We start from the raw sequence: 19,377 nt of genomic DNA, 5'->3' as shown, positions 1-19,377 counted from the left end.
CCCGGGAAGGGATACGCTGACCATGCACCGCCAGACATGGCGACGTTTGCCAGATTACTCCATTTCAGGGCCCCATTCCCGAATCCGCGTCCCGCGAAACCCGCGCATCCAAGCGCTGAGCCACTGCGCAGGCCCGGGCCGCCACAGCGCGCACCGCCGCCGAGCCGGCCCTGCCGGTCCGCCAGCGGGCCCCCTTGAGGAGGGCCCGTCTGGGGGGAAGCGCCGAAGGCGCTTCCGGGTTGGCTTACTTCGGCTCGACGTTGCGCAACCGGATGTGCAGTTCGCGCAATTGCTTTTCGTCGACTTCCGACGGCGCTTGCGTCAGCAGATCCTGGGCGCGCTGCGTCTTCGGGAAGGCGATCACGTCGCGTATCGATTCGGCGCCGGTCATCATCGTGACGATGCGGTCCAGGCCGAAAGCGATGCCGCCATGCGGAGGCGCGCCATACTGCAGCGCGTCCAGCAGGTAGCCAAACTTCTCGCGGGCTTCCTCGGCGCCGATCTTCAGCGCGCGGAACACCTTGCTCTGCACTTCCTCGCGGTGGATACGGACCGAGCCGCCGCCGATTTCCCAACCGTTCAGCACCATGTCGTAGGCCTTGGCGAACGCCTTGCTGGGATCGGTCTCCAGGAAGTCTTCGTGGCCATCCTTCGGGCTGGTGAACGGGTGGTGAGCGGCGGTGTAGCGGCCGTCTTCCTCGTCGTATTCGAACATCGGGAAGTCAACCACCCACAGCGGCTTCCAGCCAGCCGTGAACAGGCCGGTCTTCTTGCCGAATTCGCTGTGGCCGATCTTCACGCGCAACGCGCCGATGGCGTCGTTGACGACCTTCTCGCGATCCGCGCCGAAGAAAATGATGTCGCCGTCTTGCGCGCCGGTGCGCTTGACCAGCTCAGCCAGCGCCGCGTCGTGCAGGTTCTTGACGATGGGCGATTGCAGGCCGTCGCGGCCCTTGGCCACCTCGTTGACCTTGATGTAGGCCAACCCCTTGGCGCCGTAGATGCCGACGAATTGCGTGTAGCCGTCGATCTCGCTGCGCGACATTTCGGCGCCGCCCGGCACGCGCAAGGCGACCACGCGGCTGCCAGGCGCCGTGGCGGCGGCGGCAAACACCTTGAAGTCCACATCGCGCATGACGTCGGTCATGTCGGTGAACTCCAGCTGCACGCGCAGGTCCGGCTTGTCCGAGCCATAGCGGCGCATCGCTTCCGTCCAGGGCATGATGGGGAACGGCGACGGCAGGTCGACGCCCTGCACCACGCTGAAGACGTGACGGATCAGGTTCTCGAAGATCTCACGGATTTCGAATTCGTTCAGGAACGAGGTTTCGCAATCGATCTGGGTGAATTCCGGCTGACGGTCGGCGCGCAGGTCTTCGTCGCGGAAGCACTTGGTGATCTGGTAGTAGCGGTCAAAGCCCGAGACCATCAGCATCTGCTTGAACAGCTGCGGCGACTGCGGCAACGCGAAGAAATGGCCGGCGTTCACGCGCGAAGGCACCAGGTAGTCGCGCGCGCCTTCAGGCGTGCTCTTGGCCAGCATGGGGGTTTCGATGTCGATGAAGCCCAGCTGGTCCAGGAACTTGCGCGTTTCGATGGACACGCGATAGCGCAGCATCAGGTTGCGCTGCATCTGCGGGCGGCGCAGGTCCAGCACGCGGTGCGTCAGGCGGGTGGTTTCCGACAGGTTGTCGTCATCCAGCTGGAACGGCGGCGTGACCGACGCGTTCAGGATCTCGACTTCCTTGCAGAGCACTTCGATCTCGCCCGAAGCCAGCTCGGTGTTGGCCGTGCCGGCCGGACGCTCGCGCACCAGGCCGGTGACGCGGACGCAGAATTCGTTGCGCAGGCGCTCGGCGGTGGCGAAGGCGGCATTGTCGGGATCGAACACGATCTGAGCCAGGCCCGCGCGGTCGCGCAGGTCGATGAAGATGACCCCGCCGTGGTCGCGGCGGCGGTTCACCCAGCCGTACAGGGTGACGGTCTGGCCGAGATGGTCACGGCAAACCTGGCCGGTGTAGCAGGTACGCATGCGGGATGACTCCGTTGTGTGCTTAGTTTGAGCGTAAGGGTTACGAATCGGCGCGAGGCGCGTCTTGCACGCCAGGCGCCGGAGAGAGCGGGGCCGGCCGGTCCGCGGGCGTCGCCGCCAGGGCCGGGGCGACAACGCCCATGGAAACGATGTACTTCAATGCCGCGTCCACGCTCATCTGAAGATCGATCGCGTCGGCGCGAGGCACCATCAGGAAAAAGCCGGACGTGGGATTCGGCGTCGTCGGCACATACACGCTGATGTGGTCGCCCGGCAGGTGGTCGGCCACTTCACCGCTGGGCGTGCCGGTGACAAAAGCAATGGTCCAGGAGCCCGCCCGCGGATACTGCACCAGCACCGCGCGGCGAAACGCCTGTCCGTTCGGGGCAAGCACGGTATCGCTGACCTGCTTGACCGAGTTGTAGATGGATCGCACCAGGGGAATGCGGCCCAGCAGGTTTTCCCACTGGTCCACCATGGTGCGGCCAATCAGGTTGGCCGCGAACACGCCCGTCAAGAGCACCACCACCACGACCAGGACAAAGCGGAAACCGGGAATATCGATGCCGAACAGCGATTCGGACGACAGAAAGCCGGGCACGAACCCTTCCAGGGTGGCGACCAGCAAACCCAGTACCCACACCGTGATGACCAGGGGAACCCAGATCAGCAGGCCGGTGATGAAATACTTCTTGATGACGCGCATCCGCATCGCGTGCGCTCTAGGAAGCGGAGCTACCGGCAGCGGACGCCGCCGGGGCGGCCGGCGCGGCGGGAGCGGCGGCGGGTGCGGCAGGCGCGGCGCTTTCAGCGGGCGCCGCAGCGCTTGCCGGCGCCGCGGCCTGGCCGCCGCCATTGCCATTGCCACGGAAATCCGTGACATACCAGCCGGAACCCTTGAGCTGGAATCCAGCCGCGGTCACCTGCTTGGAAAACGTGCTTTGGCCGCATTCGGGGCAATCCGAAAGCGGCGCATCGGAAATCTTCTGCAAGACGTCTTTGGCATGACCGCAGGCGCTGCATTTGTAAGCGTAGATGGGCATCGAGGGCTCCCAGGCGCAAGCCCGGCATATCAAAATCCGCCTGTCGCCGCACGGAAGTGGCCGGGACGGCGGCTGGGCAAGGCCGGAAAAATACGGGAAAGTCTTGAATTTTAGCGGTTTTTCATGAAGCGTCGGTGTCCGGCCCCGCGGGCCGGCCCCAAGCCGCCGCCCCGGGGGTGGCTCCCCCGGCCCGGCAGGCGTTTTCCCCTATACGGGAAGCAGGAACATCACGGCCGCCACCAGGGTCGGCCCCAGCGCGGACAGAAACAGGCGGCCCGACGAAATGCTGCCGTCGGGAAAGTGATTTTTCAGGATCGCGAAACCCGCCGGATTGGGCGCATTGGCGATCACGGTCAGCCCGCCCCCGGTCACCGCCCCGGCCACCAGCATATAGCGCCAGGCCTCGTTGGTGCCTTCCACCAGCGAACCCAGGTAGGTGAGCGCGGCGTTGTCGGTGATGGCCGTAAGCGCGGTGGCGCCCCAGAACAGCACGAACGGCTCCAGCCCGCCCAGCAAGTCCTGCAGCCACCATTTCTGCAATCCGCCCAGCACCACCAGCCCGGCCAGGAAGAACCCCACCATCAGGCCCTCCTTGATCATCAGGCGATTCTGGTGCCGCTTATAGGCTTCCGAGAACCCGATGAACATCATCAGCAGGCCCAGGAAGATGGCCGGGTGATGCGCGGTCAGCACCACGGCGATCAGGAAAGCCAGGTGCACCAGCACGACGATCGCCGGCACCGGCGGACGCTTGTCCGCGCCCTCGGGCCCATCCACGCCGCCGCCCGTGCCCACCGTGCGCTCCATCAGCGCCTTGCGGCAGATGAAGGTCAACAGGCCGGCGTTCAGGCAGACCGCCACCGCGGCCCGCCAGCCGAAGTGCTGCATCATGAAGGTGGAGTCCCAGCCAAACGTGGTCGCCACCATCAGCACGGGCGGCGCGGCATAGGACGTCAGCACCCCGCCGATCGACACGTTCACGAACAGCACGCCCAGGGTCAGGTACTTGAACCCCGCCCGGCCGCTGGTGCGGAAGTAGGCGTCCCGCAGCAGGATGGCGGCCAGCGTCATGGCGGCGGGCTCGGTGATGAACGAGCCGCCCAGCGGCACCAGCGCCATCACCACGAAGAAGGTGGACAGTTCGCGCGGCAGGGGCAGCGCGCGCGCCACGATGCGCACCAGCAGGCCCACCAGCTCCAGGATCGGCCGGCTGGCAGCCACCACCATGATGGCGAAGACGAACAGCGGCTCCGTGAAGTTGCGCGTGTCCATGTAATCGATGGCTTGCGAGGGCCCCGCCAGCGCCGCCATCGTCACGATCAGCGCGAAGGCCCACACGCCGAAGACGGCCTCGACCTCCGAGAACAGATGCCAGAACCCCGCATGCGGTCCGCCACGATGCGCGAGCCGCGCGAAGAAAGGAACCGAAAAGGTATGAAGGACCGCCACGGCGAACAGAACGGTGGCGATGACTTCAAGGGTCTGGGGCATGAAAGGACTTCCAGAAGAAGGATTCAAGCGGCGCGTGCGCCGCCCGGCGGGGCTTGCCGGACAAGCGTCGAAATATAGCCCAGCGGGCGGCCCCTGTAATGCAGGGTCAACACTGAGCCGGCGGCCCTGTCTAGGCGATTGGCGCCGGCGGCTCCCCGCCTTGCTGCGCCGCCTTCATCTCCATCAGCAGGCTGTGCAGCATCTCGGTGGACAGGCCGTGCAGCACCAGGCGATAACCCGCGCGCAAGGTGGACATCGGCACCAGCGGGTGGCTGTTGTTGACCAGAATCAGATGCTGCGGCGCGCCCAGCAGCTTGGCGGCATAGATGCCGATGGTCTCGTCCAGCTGCAGCGAATTGGCCGCGCGCCAGAAGTCGTTGTCGGTCAGCATCAGCTGGTAGAGCGGCGTGAACAGTTCGATGGCGCTTTGCAGGTCGAGGAAGTTCAGCTTGCCGCGCGGCATGTCTTCAAGCTTCAGCGGCGGGTCCTGGATCATCGAAAAATCGACCCGCTGCGGCGCATGCATCTCCACGCCGGCGTCGCGCAGCGCCTGGTTCAGGCGGATGACGAAGTTGAACAGGTTCAGGTCGTGCTTGACGAAGAGTTCGTCCTTCAGGTCATCGATCTCCATCGGCTCGAGCGGCGTGGTGGTGATACGCACCGGCGAGTTGGCCGCGATGAAGGCCAGGGCCTGCGCGCCCAGGTGGAAGTGCCGCAGGATGAGCCAGTTGGCCTCGGGCGACACGAAGCGCTTCAAGCCCCAGGCCAGGATGCGGTGCAGCAACCGGGAATGCGACCAGCGGCGCGGCAGGAAAGTCTTGATGACCTGGATCAGGATGATGAAGGCACGCGCCAGCGGACGCAGGAACGGCAGCAGGTACTGGCGCGACGCGCAGCTTGAATCCGTCAGCCATGCCTTCTTCACCTTGTCCGGCAACGGCGTGCTGCGATCCAGGTAAAGCGCCAGCCAGGGACTGGGATCCGCCGGGTCATATTCCCTGGCAAGGAAGTCAGGTTCCTTGTTCATGCCGCGTCGCCCTCCATCACGTGATGAAACTGCATCAGGTAGAGCGCCGCCGTGCGACGCGCCGTGTCCACGATGCGCTGCTCGGCGCGGCCGTCCTCATCGCAATCCAGCGCCAGCTCGACCGCGGACAACCATCGCGCCAGGTGATGTTCATCGTTGTGGCCGTGGTACTCCAGGAAGCGGAAGGCATCGGGTGGCAACTTCAGGCTGGCCTTGAGCAGCGGCAGCAGCGCCGGCACGATGCGCTGCCCCGTGCCCTCGATGATGTAGATCGCGCCCAGCAGGCCGATCGGATCGCGCGTGGCGGCCAGACCGTGCAGATAGGCGTTCAACGCTTCGCCGCCAGGATTGCGGCGCAAGGCGTCGATGCTGTCCACCGCGCCGCCGGCGTTGCGATAGTCCTGGAAGAGGATCTGGAAGTCGTTCTGCTCTTCGCCCGCGTGCATGTCGATCAGCGCCGCCAGCGGCGCGTACTGCGCGGACAGCGAAGCCGCGCCTTCACGCATCCATTTGCTGCCCTCGCGTACCTGCGGAATCCAGTTCTCCATCCAGTTCAGGTAGTCGGCCGTCTCGAACTGGCGGTTGCGCAAGCGCCGCACCACCGGCGTACGCCACACGCGCGACCGGTAGTCGTGCCAGATCGCCGCCAGCTCGGTCAGCAGTTGCCCCAGGCCTTGCGGCGCCATGTCCGGGTCATGCGGCGGCGCGATCGCGTCGGCATCGCCGCTCGCGACGTCGTCGCGCGCAACCACGGCGGGCGCGCCGGCGGCGACCGGCTTGGCATGGACCGCTTCGGCCTCCAGCAGCATGTAGGCCGCCATGAAGCGCCCGGATTCGGGGATGTAGCAGAAGATCTGCTCGCCGGGTTTGACTTCACGCGTTTCCAGAAACTCGGCCAGCATGATGAGGATGGACGCCGCCCCCGTGTTGCCGCGCCACGCCAGGTTGCTGAACCAGCGCTCGCGCGGAATCACGAGACCGGCCTTCTCCATCAGGTCTTCCACCACCGGGATGAACTTCTCGGACGAGTAGTGGCACAGGAAATGGTCGACCTGGTCGGGGTCCACCCAGCCATCGCGCACCAGCTTGGCGTACTCATGGATGCCAATATCGAACAGATGAGGAAGCAGGCGGATGTCCTGGCGCAGGGACAGCGCGCCGTCGGCCTCGGCCTCGTTCCAGGACGGATAGTCCAGGTGCCCCTTGCCCCGGTCGGCCGACAGGCCGAGCTGCATGCACACCGGATAGTCGCCCGAAAACGAGCGCTGGTGTACCCATTTCAAGCGCAGGCGCACGCCTTGCGAGGCGCCAGGCAACGGCCGTCCGCTATTGCCCAGCAGCACCGCGCCGGCGCCGTCCGACAGCATCCAGCGCAGGAAGTGCGCATCGAAATCGGCGTCATAGCCGCGCGCGGCAAAGCGCGATCGCTTGAACAGGCGCGATGGCAGCTCGCTGGCCACGGCCAGGGCGCTGGCGTGCCCGCCCATCTCCACGCCCTGCGCGGCCACCTGGATGGCCGACACGCCGGCCGCGCAGATGCCGTGCACCGACAAGGTTTCCATGGGCTGCGCGGCCAGCTCGCCCTGGATCATGTTCGAGAAACCCGGCATCAGCGCATCGCCGCCGGAGGATCCGCTGGTCAGCAGGGAAACGGCCGACAGATCGGTATCGTGGCGCCGCAGGCAGTCGCGGATCGCATTGGCCGCGAGCTGCGCGTTGGAGAACACGGTGGCGCCCTCGGGATCGATCGCGTAGTAGCGTTGCTTGATCCCGTTCTCGGCCAGGATGCGGCTCTTGATCCGGCTGGACATGCGGTTCAACGGCGCGATGTAGCTGTCCATGGCTTCGTTGGACACGGGCTCGCCCGGCATGAAATAGCCGGCGCTCTCCAGGTAGACACGATGAAACGCAATAGGCATGACGGGTCTCTAGTGGGAGTATGAGGATGCGGCGCTAGCGTACGTGCTCGGGCGCCATGCAGGAACGGCTGCGGAATCGCGGCACCACGGAGCCCAGCACGAAAACGCGGAACATATAGGGCGTAAGCCCGCGTTCGTTCAATGCGGGAAGCACACGGCTGCGGTAGTGCTCGCGATGCAGGCGGGTCAGTTCGGACCAGTGCGCGCGCGGATGCTCGTGATGCGCGGTGTGCAGGCCGATGTTGAACAGCAGCGGGTTGACCAGACCCTCGAAATTGCGCGCGTAATTCAATCCCGCAACGTGCCGCGGACCGCCGTCCGCATGCGCGTGCTGCAGGTAGTTCGTAGCGAGCAGCCAGTGCAGGCCGTGCAACTGCGGCACGATCACGAACACCAGCGCCTTCGCCGGGTTCAGGGCAAGCAACCCGGCCCACAGGCCCAGCCACACGCCGTACTGCGCCATGCAGTAGCGCCATGCGCCCGGCCAGTGGCGGCGCAGCCGGCCCAGCCATGCGAAGAACAGCGGATACAGCACCCAGCCGGCCTGCAACGGATGAATCACGTAGCCCCACAGGTGGTTCGTATCGCCACCGAAGCGGTAGGTGCGCGCCACGTCGCGCGCGCCGTGCTTGTAGCGATGGTGATTGGCCACATGCGCCGGATAGAACACAAAGGTCGGATGCCCTTGCAGCAGGGTGATCCAGAAATCCGTGGCGCGGTTGGTCCAGCGGCCCCGCCACATCCGCATGTGCGTGTGGTTGTGATGGATCACGCCTATGCCCAGCGTCAGGAACAGCATCAGCGCATAGAGCGGCCACCAGAATCCATTGATCCATTGCCAGGCCGCCAGCGCGGGCAGCGCGGCCAGGTAGGCCAGGCTCTGCCAGTCGCGCCGGTTGCGCAGCGACGGCAGCCGGCGCCGCGAGCCAGGCCGCGCCTCAGGCCCGTCCGCCAAGCGACTCTCGCTGCCGGAAGGCATCCAGTTGGCGCTCTGCCGCCTCGGCCGTCAGCCGCGTGCGGAACAGGCGGTCCATGAACGTGAACTGGAAGCCATAGTTGCCGTTGTAGCAGGCATGGTGCAGGTGGTGCCGGCGGCTGGCGGCGAACCAGTGCGCATACGACACCTTGGGAAAGAAGTCGTAATTGGCGTGTCCGATGCAATTGAAGAACAGGCTGAACAGCGGCACCGACGCCAGCGACCAGAAGCTGAAGTCGTGCAGCACCATCGGCAGCATGATCACATTGCCCAGCATCAGCGCTTCGATGGGATGGAAGCTGTAAGTGGAGAACGGCGTGGTCACGACCGAGCGGTGGTGCGGCAGGTGAAAGCGGCGCAGCAGCTTGGTGTGCAGCAGGCGGTGGTTGATCCAGAAATGCACGTCGTTCCACGCCACGAGCACCAGGATTTCCACCACGATCTTCCGCCAGCCCGCATCCGGATCCAGCTGCGCCCACCCGAGTTGCAGCAGGCCCCAGGGGAAGATCATGCCCGTGCCGAACAACAGGACGGACAGGCCGGACTGGGCGAATTCGCGACGCAACTGACCAGGCGCCAGGGGCCGCGGATCCAGCGGGCGGCCGATACCCATCGCCGGCAGCACGTGCTGCGTGAGCAGCCAGGTGACCGCACCGAAGACCAGATAGATGCCGCTGAAGAACAGCAGGCCCGCCAGCATGACTTGCCAGGCGGACAAGGCCTCAAAAGCTTGCGCCATGAACGTTTTGTTTCACCCCGAGAATGGCGGCATCATAAGCAATCCGTCAGCTTCCCGGTAAGTCAATTATTACCAAATGAATCCGGACGCCACAAAGCTGACGGGCCGCGGGTCAACTTCCGCCTACTGGCAGGGAAACTGGCGGTTCAAGCCCGCTACGGCCGCATCCATGCGCGCGGCTAGCGCCGCGCTTGCCGCCGGCATCGGCAGGCGCAGTTCTTCGGAAAGCAGGCCCTGGCGCCCCAGTTGCGCCTTGAGCGGACCGGGATTGGGTTCCGCGAAGGCCAGCTGGATCACCGGCACCAGCGCCTGGAACAGCTTCCTGGCCTGATCCAGCTGCTGCGCGCGCACCGCCCGATGCATCGCCACGAACAGGTCGGGCCGGATATGCGCGGCCGCGGCGATCATCCCGCTGCCGCCCAGGCAAAGCACCGAGAGCGATTGCAGGTCTTCGCCGGCCAGCACGTCCATCTTCCCGTCGGCGATCAGCGCCAGAGTCTTCTCCAGCGACCCGCCGCAGTCCTTGATCGCCGCGATATTCGGGTGCGCCGCCAGCCCCAGCAAGGTCGCTGTGTCCAGCGTGGTGCCGGTACGGTACGGAATGTCGTAGAGCACCAGGGGAAAGCGCGAGGCATCGGCCAGGCAGCGGAAGTAGGCTGCGGCGCCCTCCTGCCCTGCGCGTACGTAGTACGGCGCGGGCGCAAGAATGCCCGCCAGCGGCCGGGTGCCAAATGCCGACAGGCGTTGCAGCACATGCCCCTGATGATTGCCCGCCAGGCCCATGACCACGGGCAGCTTGCCCGCCTCGGTCAGCACGGCGTCCAGCACGGCCAGCTGTTCGGCGTCATCCAGCGACGCGGCCTCGCCGGTGCTGCCGCACACGACCAGCCCGTCCACGCCCGCCGCGGCATAGTGGCGCACGAGGCGGCGCAACGCCCCGCCATCCACCGCGCCGCCAGAGAACGGCGTGACCAGGGGCACCCAGACGCCCTGGAACAGAGATTGATGTGATTGCATGTGAACACTCCTTCGGTATGGACCGTGGTTGGACCGTACAGAAGTGCTCGGGATACTAGAGGTGCGCGCAGAGGCGCCAAGGCGCCGCCAGGAGGCCGCTGTTCCGTCGCCCATCTGACGGAACAGCTTGCTCCGGTCAGATGAGCGGCTGTTTTTTGGATTTCAGGCCGGCGCCAGCCAGCACCACGCACAGGGCGCGGATGCAGGAAGCGGATTGGATGGCCTGATGAATCATGAATGAGACGGGCGCGTTTGGCGACGGATGCAGAAATCTACCGGGCGCGTGCCGCCGTGTCAACGGCAGCGCGGCCGGATCAAGCGAGCGTGGCGAGGAACACCGCGCACAGGGCTTCCATGCCCTTGCGGTCGTCTTCGTCAAAGCGGTCGGGCACGGGACTGTCGACATCCCATACGCCAATCAGCTCGCCCCGATGCACCAGCGGCACGACGATTTCGGAACGCGACGCGGCGTCGCAGGCGATATGGCCGGGAAACGCATGCACGTCCGGCACCAGCTGCGTCTGGCGCTGGCTGGCGGCCGCCCCGCACACGCCGCGGTTCAGCGGGATGCGCACGCAGGCGGGTTTGCCCTGGAAGGGGCCCAGCACCAGCTCGGTGCCATCGAAGAAATAGAAGCCTGCCCAGTTCAGGTCGGGCAAGGCCTGATAGGCCAGCGCGCTCAGGTTGGCGGCGTTGGCGATGCGGTCGGGTTCGCCTTCCAGCAGCGCGCGGGCCTGGACGGCCAGTTCGGCATACAGGGCGGCCTTGGAGTCGGCGACGATCGGAACGGCTTCGAACATAGGGAAGATGTAACTGTACAGGCGGTTATCGATGCAGGTGATTTTAGGGGTTCCGCACGTAAAAGGGGCCGGGCTGTTACCGTGTGGGACAATACTTTTTTGACGAACGCCTCACCCCTCCCACCCTTCTTGATCAAGAAGCACTCCATGGACAAGCCTTTCGAACCTGCGTTTTCCTTCTCGGAACGCGCCCAGCAACTCACCAGCTCCGCCATCCGCGAGATCCTCAAGGTAACCGAGCGCCCCGAGGTCATTTCGTTCGCGGGCGGTCTGCCGGCGCCCGGCGGCTTCCCGGTAGAAGTGGTGCGTGCGGCATTCGACAAGGTACTGGCCACCAACGGCCGCGCGGCTTTGCAATACGGCCCGACCGAAGGCTACGCGCCGCTGCGCCAATGGGTTGCCGACGACCTGAACAGCGCCGGCGCCAATGTCGCCGCCGACCAGGTCTTGATCGTGTCGGGCTCGCAGCAGGCGCTGGACCTGCTGGGCAAGGTGCTGATCGACAAGGACAGCAAGGTGCTCGTCGAAGACCCCAGCTACCTGGGCGCGCTGCAATCTTTCAGCCTGTACCAGCCCAAGTTCGTGCCCGTGCCCACCGATGAAGGCGGCCTGATCCCGGAAGCCATCACCCCCGAACTGGCCGACGGCGCGCGCTTCCTGTACGCGCTGCCCAACTTCCAGAACCCCACGGGCCGCACGCTCAACCTGGAACGCCGCATCGCGCTGGTCAAGCGCGCCGCGGAACTGAACCTGACCATCGTCGAAGACGATCCCTACGGCGAACTGCGCTACGCAGGCGAGCCGCAGCCGGGCCTGATCGCGCTGGCCGCTGAATACGGCGCCAACGTCGTGCGCCTGGGCACGTTCTCGAAGGTGCTGGCCCCCGGCCTGCGCCTGGGCTACATCGCCGCCGCGCGCCCGCTCATCAACAAGCTGGTGCAGGCCAAGCAAGCCACCGACCTGCATACGCCCACGCTGACCCAGATGGCCGTGTACGAGATCGTCAAGGACGGATTCCTGGCCGAACACCTGCCCAACGTGCGCGAAATCTACCGTGCGCAGGGCAGCTGCATGCTGGAAGCGATCAAGCGGGAATTCCCGGCCACGGTCAGCTGGACCAAGCCCGAAGGCGGCATGTTCATCTGGCTGACCCTGCCCGAGCACATCGACAGCACCAAGCTGCTGGAAAAGGCCATCGCGCAGAACGTGGCCTTCGTGCCCGGCGCGCCCTTCTACAGCGGCGCCGCCAAGCGCAACACGCTGCGCCTGAGCTTTGCCACCGTCCCGGAAGACAAGATCCGCACCGGCATCGCCATCCTGGGCAAACTGCTCAAGGCGGAATAGGCCCACCCCCGAAGCGCCTGCGGCGCTTCCCCTTCAAGGGCGCGCCGCAGGCGGACCGGCAAAGCCGGCTCCGCGGTGGCCCCGCCTGGGCCACATCGGCCGCACCTGACGCGGCGGCCTCGAATGTGCAGCGGCTGGGCAACTTCCGAGCGCTGTTGTTTTATGCTGTCGGCTTTCCTGACCATTTTTGGCCGTGACAGTGAGCGCCTCGCAACAACCTCCCGTCGATCTCAGCGACATCGTCTTCACCGACTGGGTCGAACGCTGGCTACCCAAATCATGGCGGCCCTACGCCCGCCTGTGCCGCCTGGATCGCCCCATCGGCACCTGGCTGACCCTGCTGCCCGCAATCGCCGCGCTAATCCAGACCGCCGGCGGCCTGCCCGACCTGCAACGATTGATCGTGTTTTCGCTGGGCGCGCTGCTGATGCGCGGCATCGGCTGCACCGTCAACGACATGTGCGACCGCAACTTCGACAAGCATGTCGAACGCACGCGCTTCCGTCCCCTGACCAGCGGCCAGCTGTCAATGAAGAACGCCGTGTGGTTCCTCATCGGCCAGTTGCTGGTCTGCGGATCGCTGCTGTTCTTCCTGAACGAAATGAGCCGCTGGCTGGCGGTGGCCGTGCTGCCCTTTGTCTTCATCTACCCGCTGTGCAAGCGCGTCACCTACTGGCCGCAGGTGGTGCTGGGCATCTGTTTCAACTGGGGCATGCTCATGGCCTGGTCGGACACGCAGAATCATGTGCCGCTGGCAGCCGTCGCCATGTGGCTGGGCGCCGTGCTCTGGCAGGTGGGCTACGACAGCATTTATGCCTACGTGGACGTGCGCGATGACCGCAGCCTGGGGCTGCATTCCACCGCCATGCGTTTCGGCGACCAAGGCAAGCTCTGGATTGGCGGCTTCTACATCGCCACCGTCGCGCTGTGGGCCTGGGGCGGCTACGCGATGGGCTTGTCCTGGGCCTACCAGGTGGGCATCGCCGCCGTGGCGCTGCATCTGGCATGGCAGCTCAAGGTGTTCGACATCCAGCGGCCCGACCGCAACTTCATGCTGTTCCGCGCCAACCTGTGGCTGGGCGCCCTGCTGGTCGCCGCCGCGCTGGCCGGCACGCTGATTCGTTGATGTGGTGGGCTTGATGCGGCGGCGTTGACCTTGCACGTTGCGGGCAACGCCGGCGCGGGCGATTATGTGCTTTCCGCAACACGCCCCGGAGCTACCGCATGCCCTCTTTGATCAAATCCCTGACCGCCGCCGCAGCCACAGCCGCCCTGCTCGGCGCGCTGCCGGCGCAGGCCGCCACCGACTGCTCCGCGCAGCGCGGCTGCGCCGCCAAGTTCTGCGAGATCGAAAACGACATCGCCGCCGCCCAGGCACAGAACAACACGCGCCGCGAAGCCGGCCTGCGCAAGGCCTTGGCCGAGGCAAAGGCGCATTGCACCGACGGCCGCCTGCAATCGCAACGCGAAGCCGATGTCCGCGAGAAGCAGTCGAAGGTGTCCGAGCGCCAGCAGGAATTGAAGGAAGCGCGCGCCAAGGGCAAGCAGGACAAGATCGACAAGGCGCAACGCAAGCTGGACGAAGCCCAGGCGGAATACGACGCCTCGCTGGCCGAACTGAACCGCTAGCCGGCTTGCGCGGCCCCGGTCCCTGAGGCCCTCTGCCTCAGGCTGCCGGCCTGCCGCGCCCCCTTTCCGCATTGGCCACCCCCGAGCCCCGGGGCTGCGCATCTCTGGTCCATCCCCCTCCCGCCAAACAGCAAACCGGCCGTCGCCGGCCACTACCCATTGCGTCATCAAATGGAAATATCACCACCTATGGCGTCATTTGGTGAATTGGAAACCGATTAGTGCGTATTTTGGAAAGATGTTTTCAGGTAATAAGGGTTTATCCCAGGATTGTTTAGGCACAGAATGCATCTCATCGGGAAACAGCAAGCGAACCCCCAGCAATGAGGCCAGAGGTTCGGATCCCAAGCTCACAAGACACCGGAGGTCTGCTATGAAAACCCTTGCTACCGCATTGATGCTGTCCATGTCCGTTCTGGCTGCCGGCGCCCAAGCCGCCGAAGCCGATCAAGGTCCGACGCGCGCCCAGGTCCAAGCCGAATTGCAGCAAGCCAAGGTCTCGGGCCAATACACGTTCGGCGAAGAAGGCTACCCCGCCGCCATCGCCCAGAAGTCCAGCCTGAGTTCGCAGCAAGTGCAGGCTGAACTGGCCCAGGCCAAGAACGCCGGCCAAGTCACTTTCGGCAACTTGGACTACCCGCCCGTCGCCGCCGCGGAAACCGCCACGTCGCTGACCCGCGCCCAGGTCCAGTCGCAACTGGCGCAAGCCAAGGCTGCAGGTCTGGTGACCTTCGGCAACATGGACTACCCCCCCATGGGCAGCTGATTCACTGGCCGGACAGGCCGTGACAGCCCCATCCAAAGCCCTCCGGCCACAAGCCGGAGGGCTTTGTTTTTGTCATTTCGACATCTAATTAAGTCATAACGACGTTAATTTAAGCCGTTACGACATTTTCTGATCTACAAATCGACAGCGCTCCCGCATAGGATGAGGCCACCCCCTCCCTCTCACATGCAGGAGCAGCACCATGTCCACCACCGCCAAGCCCATTGTTTTGCTGGGTGCCGGGAAAATCGGTTTCGCCATCGCGCTGATGCTGGAACGCAGCGGCGATTATTCCGTGCTGGTTGCCGACCAGGATGCCGGCCGCCTGGCGGTACTGGCGGAACTGGGATGCGAGACGCGCCAGATCAACGACGACGCCTCCGTGGCGCGCTGCATCGAAGGCGCCTATGCCGTGGTCAACGCACTGCCGTTCCACCGCGCCACCGCGGTGGCCGGCTTGTGCGCAAGAGCAGGCGTGCATTATTTCGACCTGACTGAAGATGTCGCCAGCACCCATGCCATCCAGGCGCTGGCCAAAGACGTCCGCAGCGTGCTGATGCCGCAATGCGGCCTGGCGCCCGGTTTCATCGGCATCGTCGGCAACACGCTGGCGCGCCGCTTCGACACCCTTCTGGATCTGCGCATGCGCGTCGGCGCCCTGCCGCGCTATCCGTCCAACAGCCTGCGCTACAATCTGACCTGGAGCACCGAGGGGCTGATCAACGAATACTGCAACCCCTGCGAGGCCATCGTCGACGGGAAACTCACCAGCGTGCCTGCGCTGGAAGGCTATGAAACGTTTGCGCTGGACGGCGTGGAGTACGAGGCTTTCAATACCTCCGGCGGGCTGGGCACGTTGCCCGCCACCCTGCTGGGCCGCGCGCGCAATGTGGACTACAAGTCGGTGCGCTACCCCGGCCACTGCAACATCATGAAGCTGCTGCTCAATGACCTGCGCCTGCGAGACCGCCGCGACCTGCTCAAGGATATTTTTGAGTCGGCCATTCCCACCACCGAACAGGACGTGATCGTCATCCAGGCCTCGGCGTCGGGCTACCGCCACGGACGCCTGGAAGAAGAGTCCTATCCGATCCGCGTGTTCGGCGCGGATGTCGATGGCCACCGCCTGAGCGCCATCCAGTTGTCCACCGCCGCAGGCATCTGCGCCGCGCTGGACCTGGTGGCGCAAGGCGCCTTGCCGCAGCAGGGATTCGTGGGCCAGGAAGCCATAGACCTGGATGCCTTGCTGAACAACCGCTACGGCAGAATCTACGCCGGCAAGCCGCTGGCGCTGGCCGGCAGCGCCGTGGCCGACCGCTGAGCAAGCCATCGCGCCCGGCGGCGCGCGGCGCTACGTCCAGCCTTCCAGACGCAACGTCGCGCGCACCAGGCGCTGCTCTTCCTGTTCGATATCCGACAGGCTCTGGCGCACGCTGTCCACGTGATCGGCCGCGGCCTTGCGCGCCTGCTCGGGCTGACGCCCGATAACCGCGTTGTAGAGCCGCGTGTGCTGCCGGTCGATCTGCCGCTTCTCGGGCTGGCGGTGATACAGGTTGTTCACGCAGGCAAAGACCGACCCCAGCAGCAGGTCCGTCAGCGATTGCAGCGTATGCACCAGCACCGGATTGTGCGAAGCCTCGCAGATCGCCAGATGGAAGGCGTGGTCCAGATGCGCGTGCGTCGCCGTATCGGTGGCCGTGCCCTGCGCGGCCACCATCTCCTCATAGCGGCGCCGGATCATGATGAAGTCCGCCTCCGTACCGCGAATGGCCGCCAGCCGGGCCGACTCGGCCTCCAGCAGTGAGCGCACTTCCAGCAGGTCGTACAGCGTTCGCGGCTGCGAATTGAACAGATGCATCAGCGGTCCCGCATCCACCTTCGAGATATGCGCCACGAAAGAGCCCTTGCCCTGCGCGGTATGAATGATCTCGCGCGCCCGCAGGAGCTTCAGCCCTTCGCGCAGCGCCGTGCGCGATACGCCCAGCTTTTCGGTAAGACGCCGCTCGGACGGCAGGGCCTGGCCGGCCTTGAGCACGCCGTCCAGGATCAGGCGCTCGATCCGTTCAGCCACTTCGTCCGCCACCTGGCGGGGCTTTTCTTCTGTTTCCGCGTACATGCGTTCTCCGGGCCAGTGGTATGACCAAGCGCCGCCCTGGTGGGCGCGGCTCGGCCAAGCCTCTGTAAGTAGCTGATATAACACCATAAAAATTATTGGTTTGCCTACCTGCGGGTGAATAAACTGGTATGACCAGCTGGTTTTGATATGGACAATGCTGCAGGCGCGAACGATGATGTCAGGACAGATTCGCCCGGCGCCCGGCGTCGGCCAGCCCTACTTACCGCTAGAGACCCGCATGACTCAACGCATCCAGCACCACGGCCTGCAAGTGGCGGCCAATCTCAATCAATTCATCGAACAGGAAGCGCTGCCCGGCACTGGCCTGGATGCCGACGGCTTCTGGCAGGGTTTTGCGGCCCTGGTGCACGATCTGGCGCCCAAGAACCGCGCGTTGCTGGCAGAACGCGACCGCCTGCAGGCCGAGCTCGATGCCTGGCACCGCGCCAATCCCGGCCCCATCGCCGATCCGGCCGCCTACCGCAAGTTCCTGGAGGGCATTGGCTACCTGCTGCCGCAGCCCGCAGCCGTGCGCGCCACCACCGACAACGTCGACACCGAGATCTCGCAACAAGCCGGCCCGCAGCTGGTCGTGCCGATGTCCAACCCGCGCTACGCGCTGAACGCCGCCAATGCGCGCTGGGGCAGCCTGTACGACGCGCTCTACGGCACCGACGCCATCCCGGCTACGCCGGGCGACACGGGCAAAGGCTACAACCCGGAACGCGGCGCCGCCGTCATCGCGCGCGCGCGCAGCTTTCTCGATACCGCCGCCCCCTTGGCGCAGGGTTCGCATGCCGACGTTCGCGGCTACACCGTTGAAAACGGCCAGCTGCGCATCGCGCTGGCCAAAGGCGCCACCAGCCTGAAGTTCGGCTCGCAGTTCGCCGGCTACCAGGGTGATGCCGCCGCCCCCACGGCCATCCTGCTGAAGAACAACGGCCTGCATTTCGAAATCCAGATCGATCGCGCCAGCACCATCGGCGGCACCGACGCCGCCGGCGTCAAGGACGTGGTGGTCGAGGCCGCCCTGACCACCATCATGGACTGCGAGGACTCCGTCGCCGCCGTCGACGCCGAGGACAAGGTCCACATCTACCGCAACTGGCTCGGCCTGATGAAGGGCGACCTGACCGAAGATGTCACCAAGGGCGGCAAGACGTTCACCCGCAAGCTCAACGCCGACCGCGAGTACACCCGTCCGGACGGCGCGCCGCTGAAGCTGCATGGCCGTTCGCTCATGTTCGTGCGCAACGTGGGTCACCTGATGACCAACCCGGCCATCCTGGACCGCGACGGCCGCGAGATCCCCGAGGGCATCCTGGACGCCGTCGTCACCAGCCTGGCCGCGCTGCAGGACCGCAGCATCAAGCTGAATTCGCGCACGGGCTCCGTCTACATCGTGAAGCCCAAGATGCACGGCCCGGCCGAAGCCGCGTTCGCCAGCGAACTCTTCGACCGCGTCGAAGACTTGATCAAGGTGCCGCGCAACACCCTGAAAATGGGAATCATGGATGAAGAACGCCGCACCAGCATCAACCTGAAGGCGTGCATCGAAGCCGCCGCCGCGCGCGTGGCCTTCATCAACACGGGCTTCCTGGACCGCACCGGCGACGAAATGCACTCCAGCATGGAAGCCGGCCCCATGCTGCGCAAGGGCGACATGAAGTCCACCGCCTGGATCACCGCCTACGAACGCAACAACGTGCTGGTCGGCCTGGATACGGGCTTGCGCGGCCGCGCCCAGATCGGCAAGGGCATGTGGGCCATGCCCGATCTGATGGCGGCGATGCTGGAGCAGAAGATCGCGCACCCCAAGGCCGGCGCCAACACCGCCTGGGTCCCCTCACCCACGGCCGCTACGCTGCACGCGCTGCACTACCATCAGGTCGACGTGCAAGCGGTCCAGCAGGAGCTTGAGCGCACCAAGCTGGACGCCGTGCGCGACGATCTGCTGGCTGGCCTCCTGACCGTTCCGGTCGGCGATCCCTCCAAGTGGTCGGCGGCCGACATCCAGCAGGAACTGGACAACAACGTTCAAGGCATCCTGGGCTATGTGGTGCGCTGGATCGACCAGGGCGTGGGCTGCTCCAAGGTGCCGGACATCCACAACGTGGGCCTGATGGAAGATCGCGCCACGCTGCGCATCTCCAGCCAGCACATCGCCAACTGGCTGCGCCACGGCATCACCAATCGCGACCAGGTGCTGGAGACCTTCAAGCGCATGGCCAAGGTGGTCGACGGCCAGAACGCGGGCGACCCGCTCTACCAACCGATGGCTGGCCACTTCGACACCTCGCTGGCCTTCAAGGCCGCGTGCGCGCTGGTGTTCGAGGGCCTGACGCAGCCCAATGGCTATACCGAGCCGCTGCTCCACAAGTACCGCCTGGAGTTCAAGGCCGCTCAAGCCTGAGCCATTCCCCCGCGCGATACCCTGACCGGACGGCCCAGGCTGTCCGGTTTTTCTTTGTTCGCGGG

At 65.4% G+C, this 19,377-nt stretch carries 17 protein-coding genes; 6 read left to right on the top strand and 11 right to left on the bottom strand.

Annotated features, from left to right (window positions below):
• Positions 1 to 244 precede the first annotated feature (244 nt).
• The 10 genes from aspS to HLG70_RS22370 form a co-directional block, all read right to left on the bottom strand.
• The gene (aspS, locus tag HLG70_RS22415; RefSeq protein WP_171667016.1) at positions 245 to 2,032 is read right to left on the bottom strand and encodes an aspartate--tRNA ligase; all 1,788 of its coding nucleotides are present in this window, start codon (positions 2,030 to 2,032) and stop codon (positions 245 to 247) included.
• 40 nt (positions 2,033 to 2,072) lie between these two features.
• Positions 2,073 to 2,738, bottom strand: coding sequence for a DUF502 domain-containing protein (locus HLG70_RS22410; RefSeq protein ID WP_419144781.1), 666 nt, complete (start codon positions 2,736 to 2,738; stop codon positions 2,073 to 2,075).
• Between the two features lie 16 nt (positions 2,739 to 2,754).
• Positions 2,755 to 3,075, bottom strand: a complete 321-nt coding sequence (locus tag HLG70_RS22405) for an FmdB family zinc ribbon protein (RefSeq protein WP_171667018.1) — start codon at positions 3,073 to 3,075, stop codon at positions 2,755 to 2,757.
• Positions 3,076 to 3,282: 207 nt separating this feature from the next.
• The gene (locus HLG70_RS22400) at positions 3,283 to 4,566 is read right to left on the bottom strand and encodes a putative Na+/H+ antiporter (protein WP_171667019.1); all 1,284 of its coding nucleotides are present in this window, start codon (positions 4,564 to 4,566) and stop codon (positions 3,283 to 3,285) included.
• Positions 4,567 to 4,696: 130 nt separating this feature from the next.
• Positions 4,697 to 5,593 (bottom strand): DUF6999 family protein, encoded by an 897-nt coding sequence (locus HLG70_RS22395; RefSeq protein WP_171667020.1) that lies wholly within the window; start codon positions 5,591 to 5,593, stop codon positions 4,697 to 4,699.
• A complete protein-coding gene (locus HLG70_RS22390) occupies positions 5,590 to 7,512 on the bottom strand; it encodes an iron-containing redox enzyme family protein (protein WP_171667021.1) in 1,923 nt (640 codons plus the stop codon). The genes HLG70_RS22395 and HLG70_RS22390 overlap by 4 nt, the downstream gene beginning before the upstream one ends.
• A gap of 34 nt (positions 7,513 to 7,546) precedes the next feature.
• Positions 7,547 to 8,491, bottom strand: coding sequence for a fatty acid desaturase (locus tag HLG70_RS22385; RefSeq protein ID WP_171667022.1), 945 nt, complete (start codon positions 8,489 to 8,491; stop codon positions 7,547 to 7,549).
• Positions 8,451 to 9,227 carry a sterol desaturase family protein gene (locus HLG70_RS22380; protein WP_171667023.1) on the bottom strand — a complete coding sequence of 259 codons (777 nt, stop codon included), beginning with the start codon at positions 9,225 to 9,227 and terminating at the stop codon, positions 8,451 to 8,453. The genes HLG70_RS22385 and HLG70_RS22380 overlap by 41 nt, the downstream gene beginning before the upstream one ends.
• A 123-nt stretch (positions 9,228 to 9,350) precedes the next feature.
• Entirely contained in the window at positions 9,351 to 10,244 is an 894-nt protein-coding gene (gene dapA / locus HLG70_RS22375) for a 4-hydroxy-tetrahydrodipicolinate synthase (RefSeq protein WP_171667024.1), read from the bottom strand.
• A gap of 314 nt (positions 10,245 to 10,558) precedes the next feature.
• Positions 10,559 to 11,044, bottom strand: coding sequence for a GAF domain-containing protein (locus HLG70_RS22370; RefSeq protein WP_171667025.1), 486 nt, complete (start codon positions 11,042 to 11,044; stop codon positions 10,559 to 10,561).
• A 147-nt stretch (positions 11,045 to 11,191) separates the two neighbouring features.
• Here HLG70_RS22370 and HLG70_RS22365 point away from each other — a divergent pair, with 147 nt between their 5' ends.
• From HLG70_RS22365 to HLG70_RS22345, 5 genes are all read left to right on the top strand, one after another.
• Complete coding sequence (locus HLG70_RS22365) at positions 11,192 to 12,388, top strand: PLP-dependent aminotransferase family protein (protein WP_171667026.1); 1,197 nt, start codon at positions 11,192 to 11,194, stop codon at positions 12,386 to 12,388.
• A gap of 199 nt (positions 12,389 to 12,587) precedes the next feature.
• Positions 12,588 to 13,514 carry a 4-hydroxybenzoate octaprenyltransferase gene (gene ubiA, locus HLG70_RS22360; protein ID WP_171667027.1) on the top strand — a complete coding sequence of 309 codons (927 nt, stop codon included), beginning with the start codon at positions 12,588 to 12,590 and terminating at the stop codon, positions 13,512 to 13,514.
• A 98-nt stretch (positions 13,515 to 13,612) separates the two neighbouring features.
• Positions 13,613 to 14,017 carry a DUF1090 domain-containing protein gene (locus HLG70_RS22355; RefSeq protein WP_171667028.1) on the top strand — a complete coding sequence of 135 codons (405 nt, stop codon included), beginning with the start codon at positions 13,613 to 13,615 and terminating at the stop codon, positions 14,015 to 14,017.
• A gap of 373 nt (positions 14,018 to 14,390) precedes the next feature.
• Positions 14,391 to 14,783 carry a DUF4148 domain-containing protein gene (locus tag HLG70_RS22350; protein WP_171667029.1) on the top strand — a complete coding sequence of 131 codons (393 nt, stop codon included), beginning with the start codon at positions 14,391 to 14,393 and terminating at the stop codon, positions 14,781 to 14,783.
• Between the two features lie 202 nt (positions 14,784 to 14,985).
• Complete coding sequence (locus HLG70_RS22345; protein WP_171667030.1) at positions 14,986 to 16,104, top strand: saccharopine dehydrogenase family protein; 1,119 nt, start codon at positions 14,986 to 14,988, stop codon at positions 16,102 to 16,104.
• Between the two features lie 30 nt (positions 16,105 to 16,134).
• On the opposite strand, the gene glcC is transcribed toward HLG70_RS22345, so the two are convergent.
• Entirely contained in the window at positions 16,135 to 16,899 is a 765-nt protein-coding gene (glcC, locus tag HLG70_RS22340) for a transcriptional regulator GlcC (RefSeq protein ID WP_171667031.1), read from the bottom strand.
• A gap of 238 nt (positions 16,900 to 17,137) precedes the next feature.
• Between glcC and HLG70_RS22335 the strand changes: the two genes are divergently transcribed.
• Positions 17,138 to 19,312, top strand: a complete 2,175-nt coding sequence (locus HLG70_RS22335; protein ID WP_171667032.1) for a malate synthase G — start codon at positions 17,138 to 17,140, stop codon at positions 19,310 to 19,312.
• Positions 19,313 to 19,377 lie beyond the last annotated feature (65 nt).

The sequence above is a fragment of the Achromobacter deleyi genome (genome assembly GCF_013116765.2).
Classification (GTDB): Bacteria; Pseudomonadota; Gammaproteobacteria; order Burkholderiales; family Burkholderiaceae_B; genus Achromobacter; species Achromobacter deleyi_A.
The sequence above is the reverse complement of the archived record's forward strand: the minus strand, read 5'-3'. Positions and strand labels throughout refer to the sequence as shown.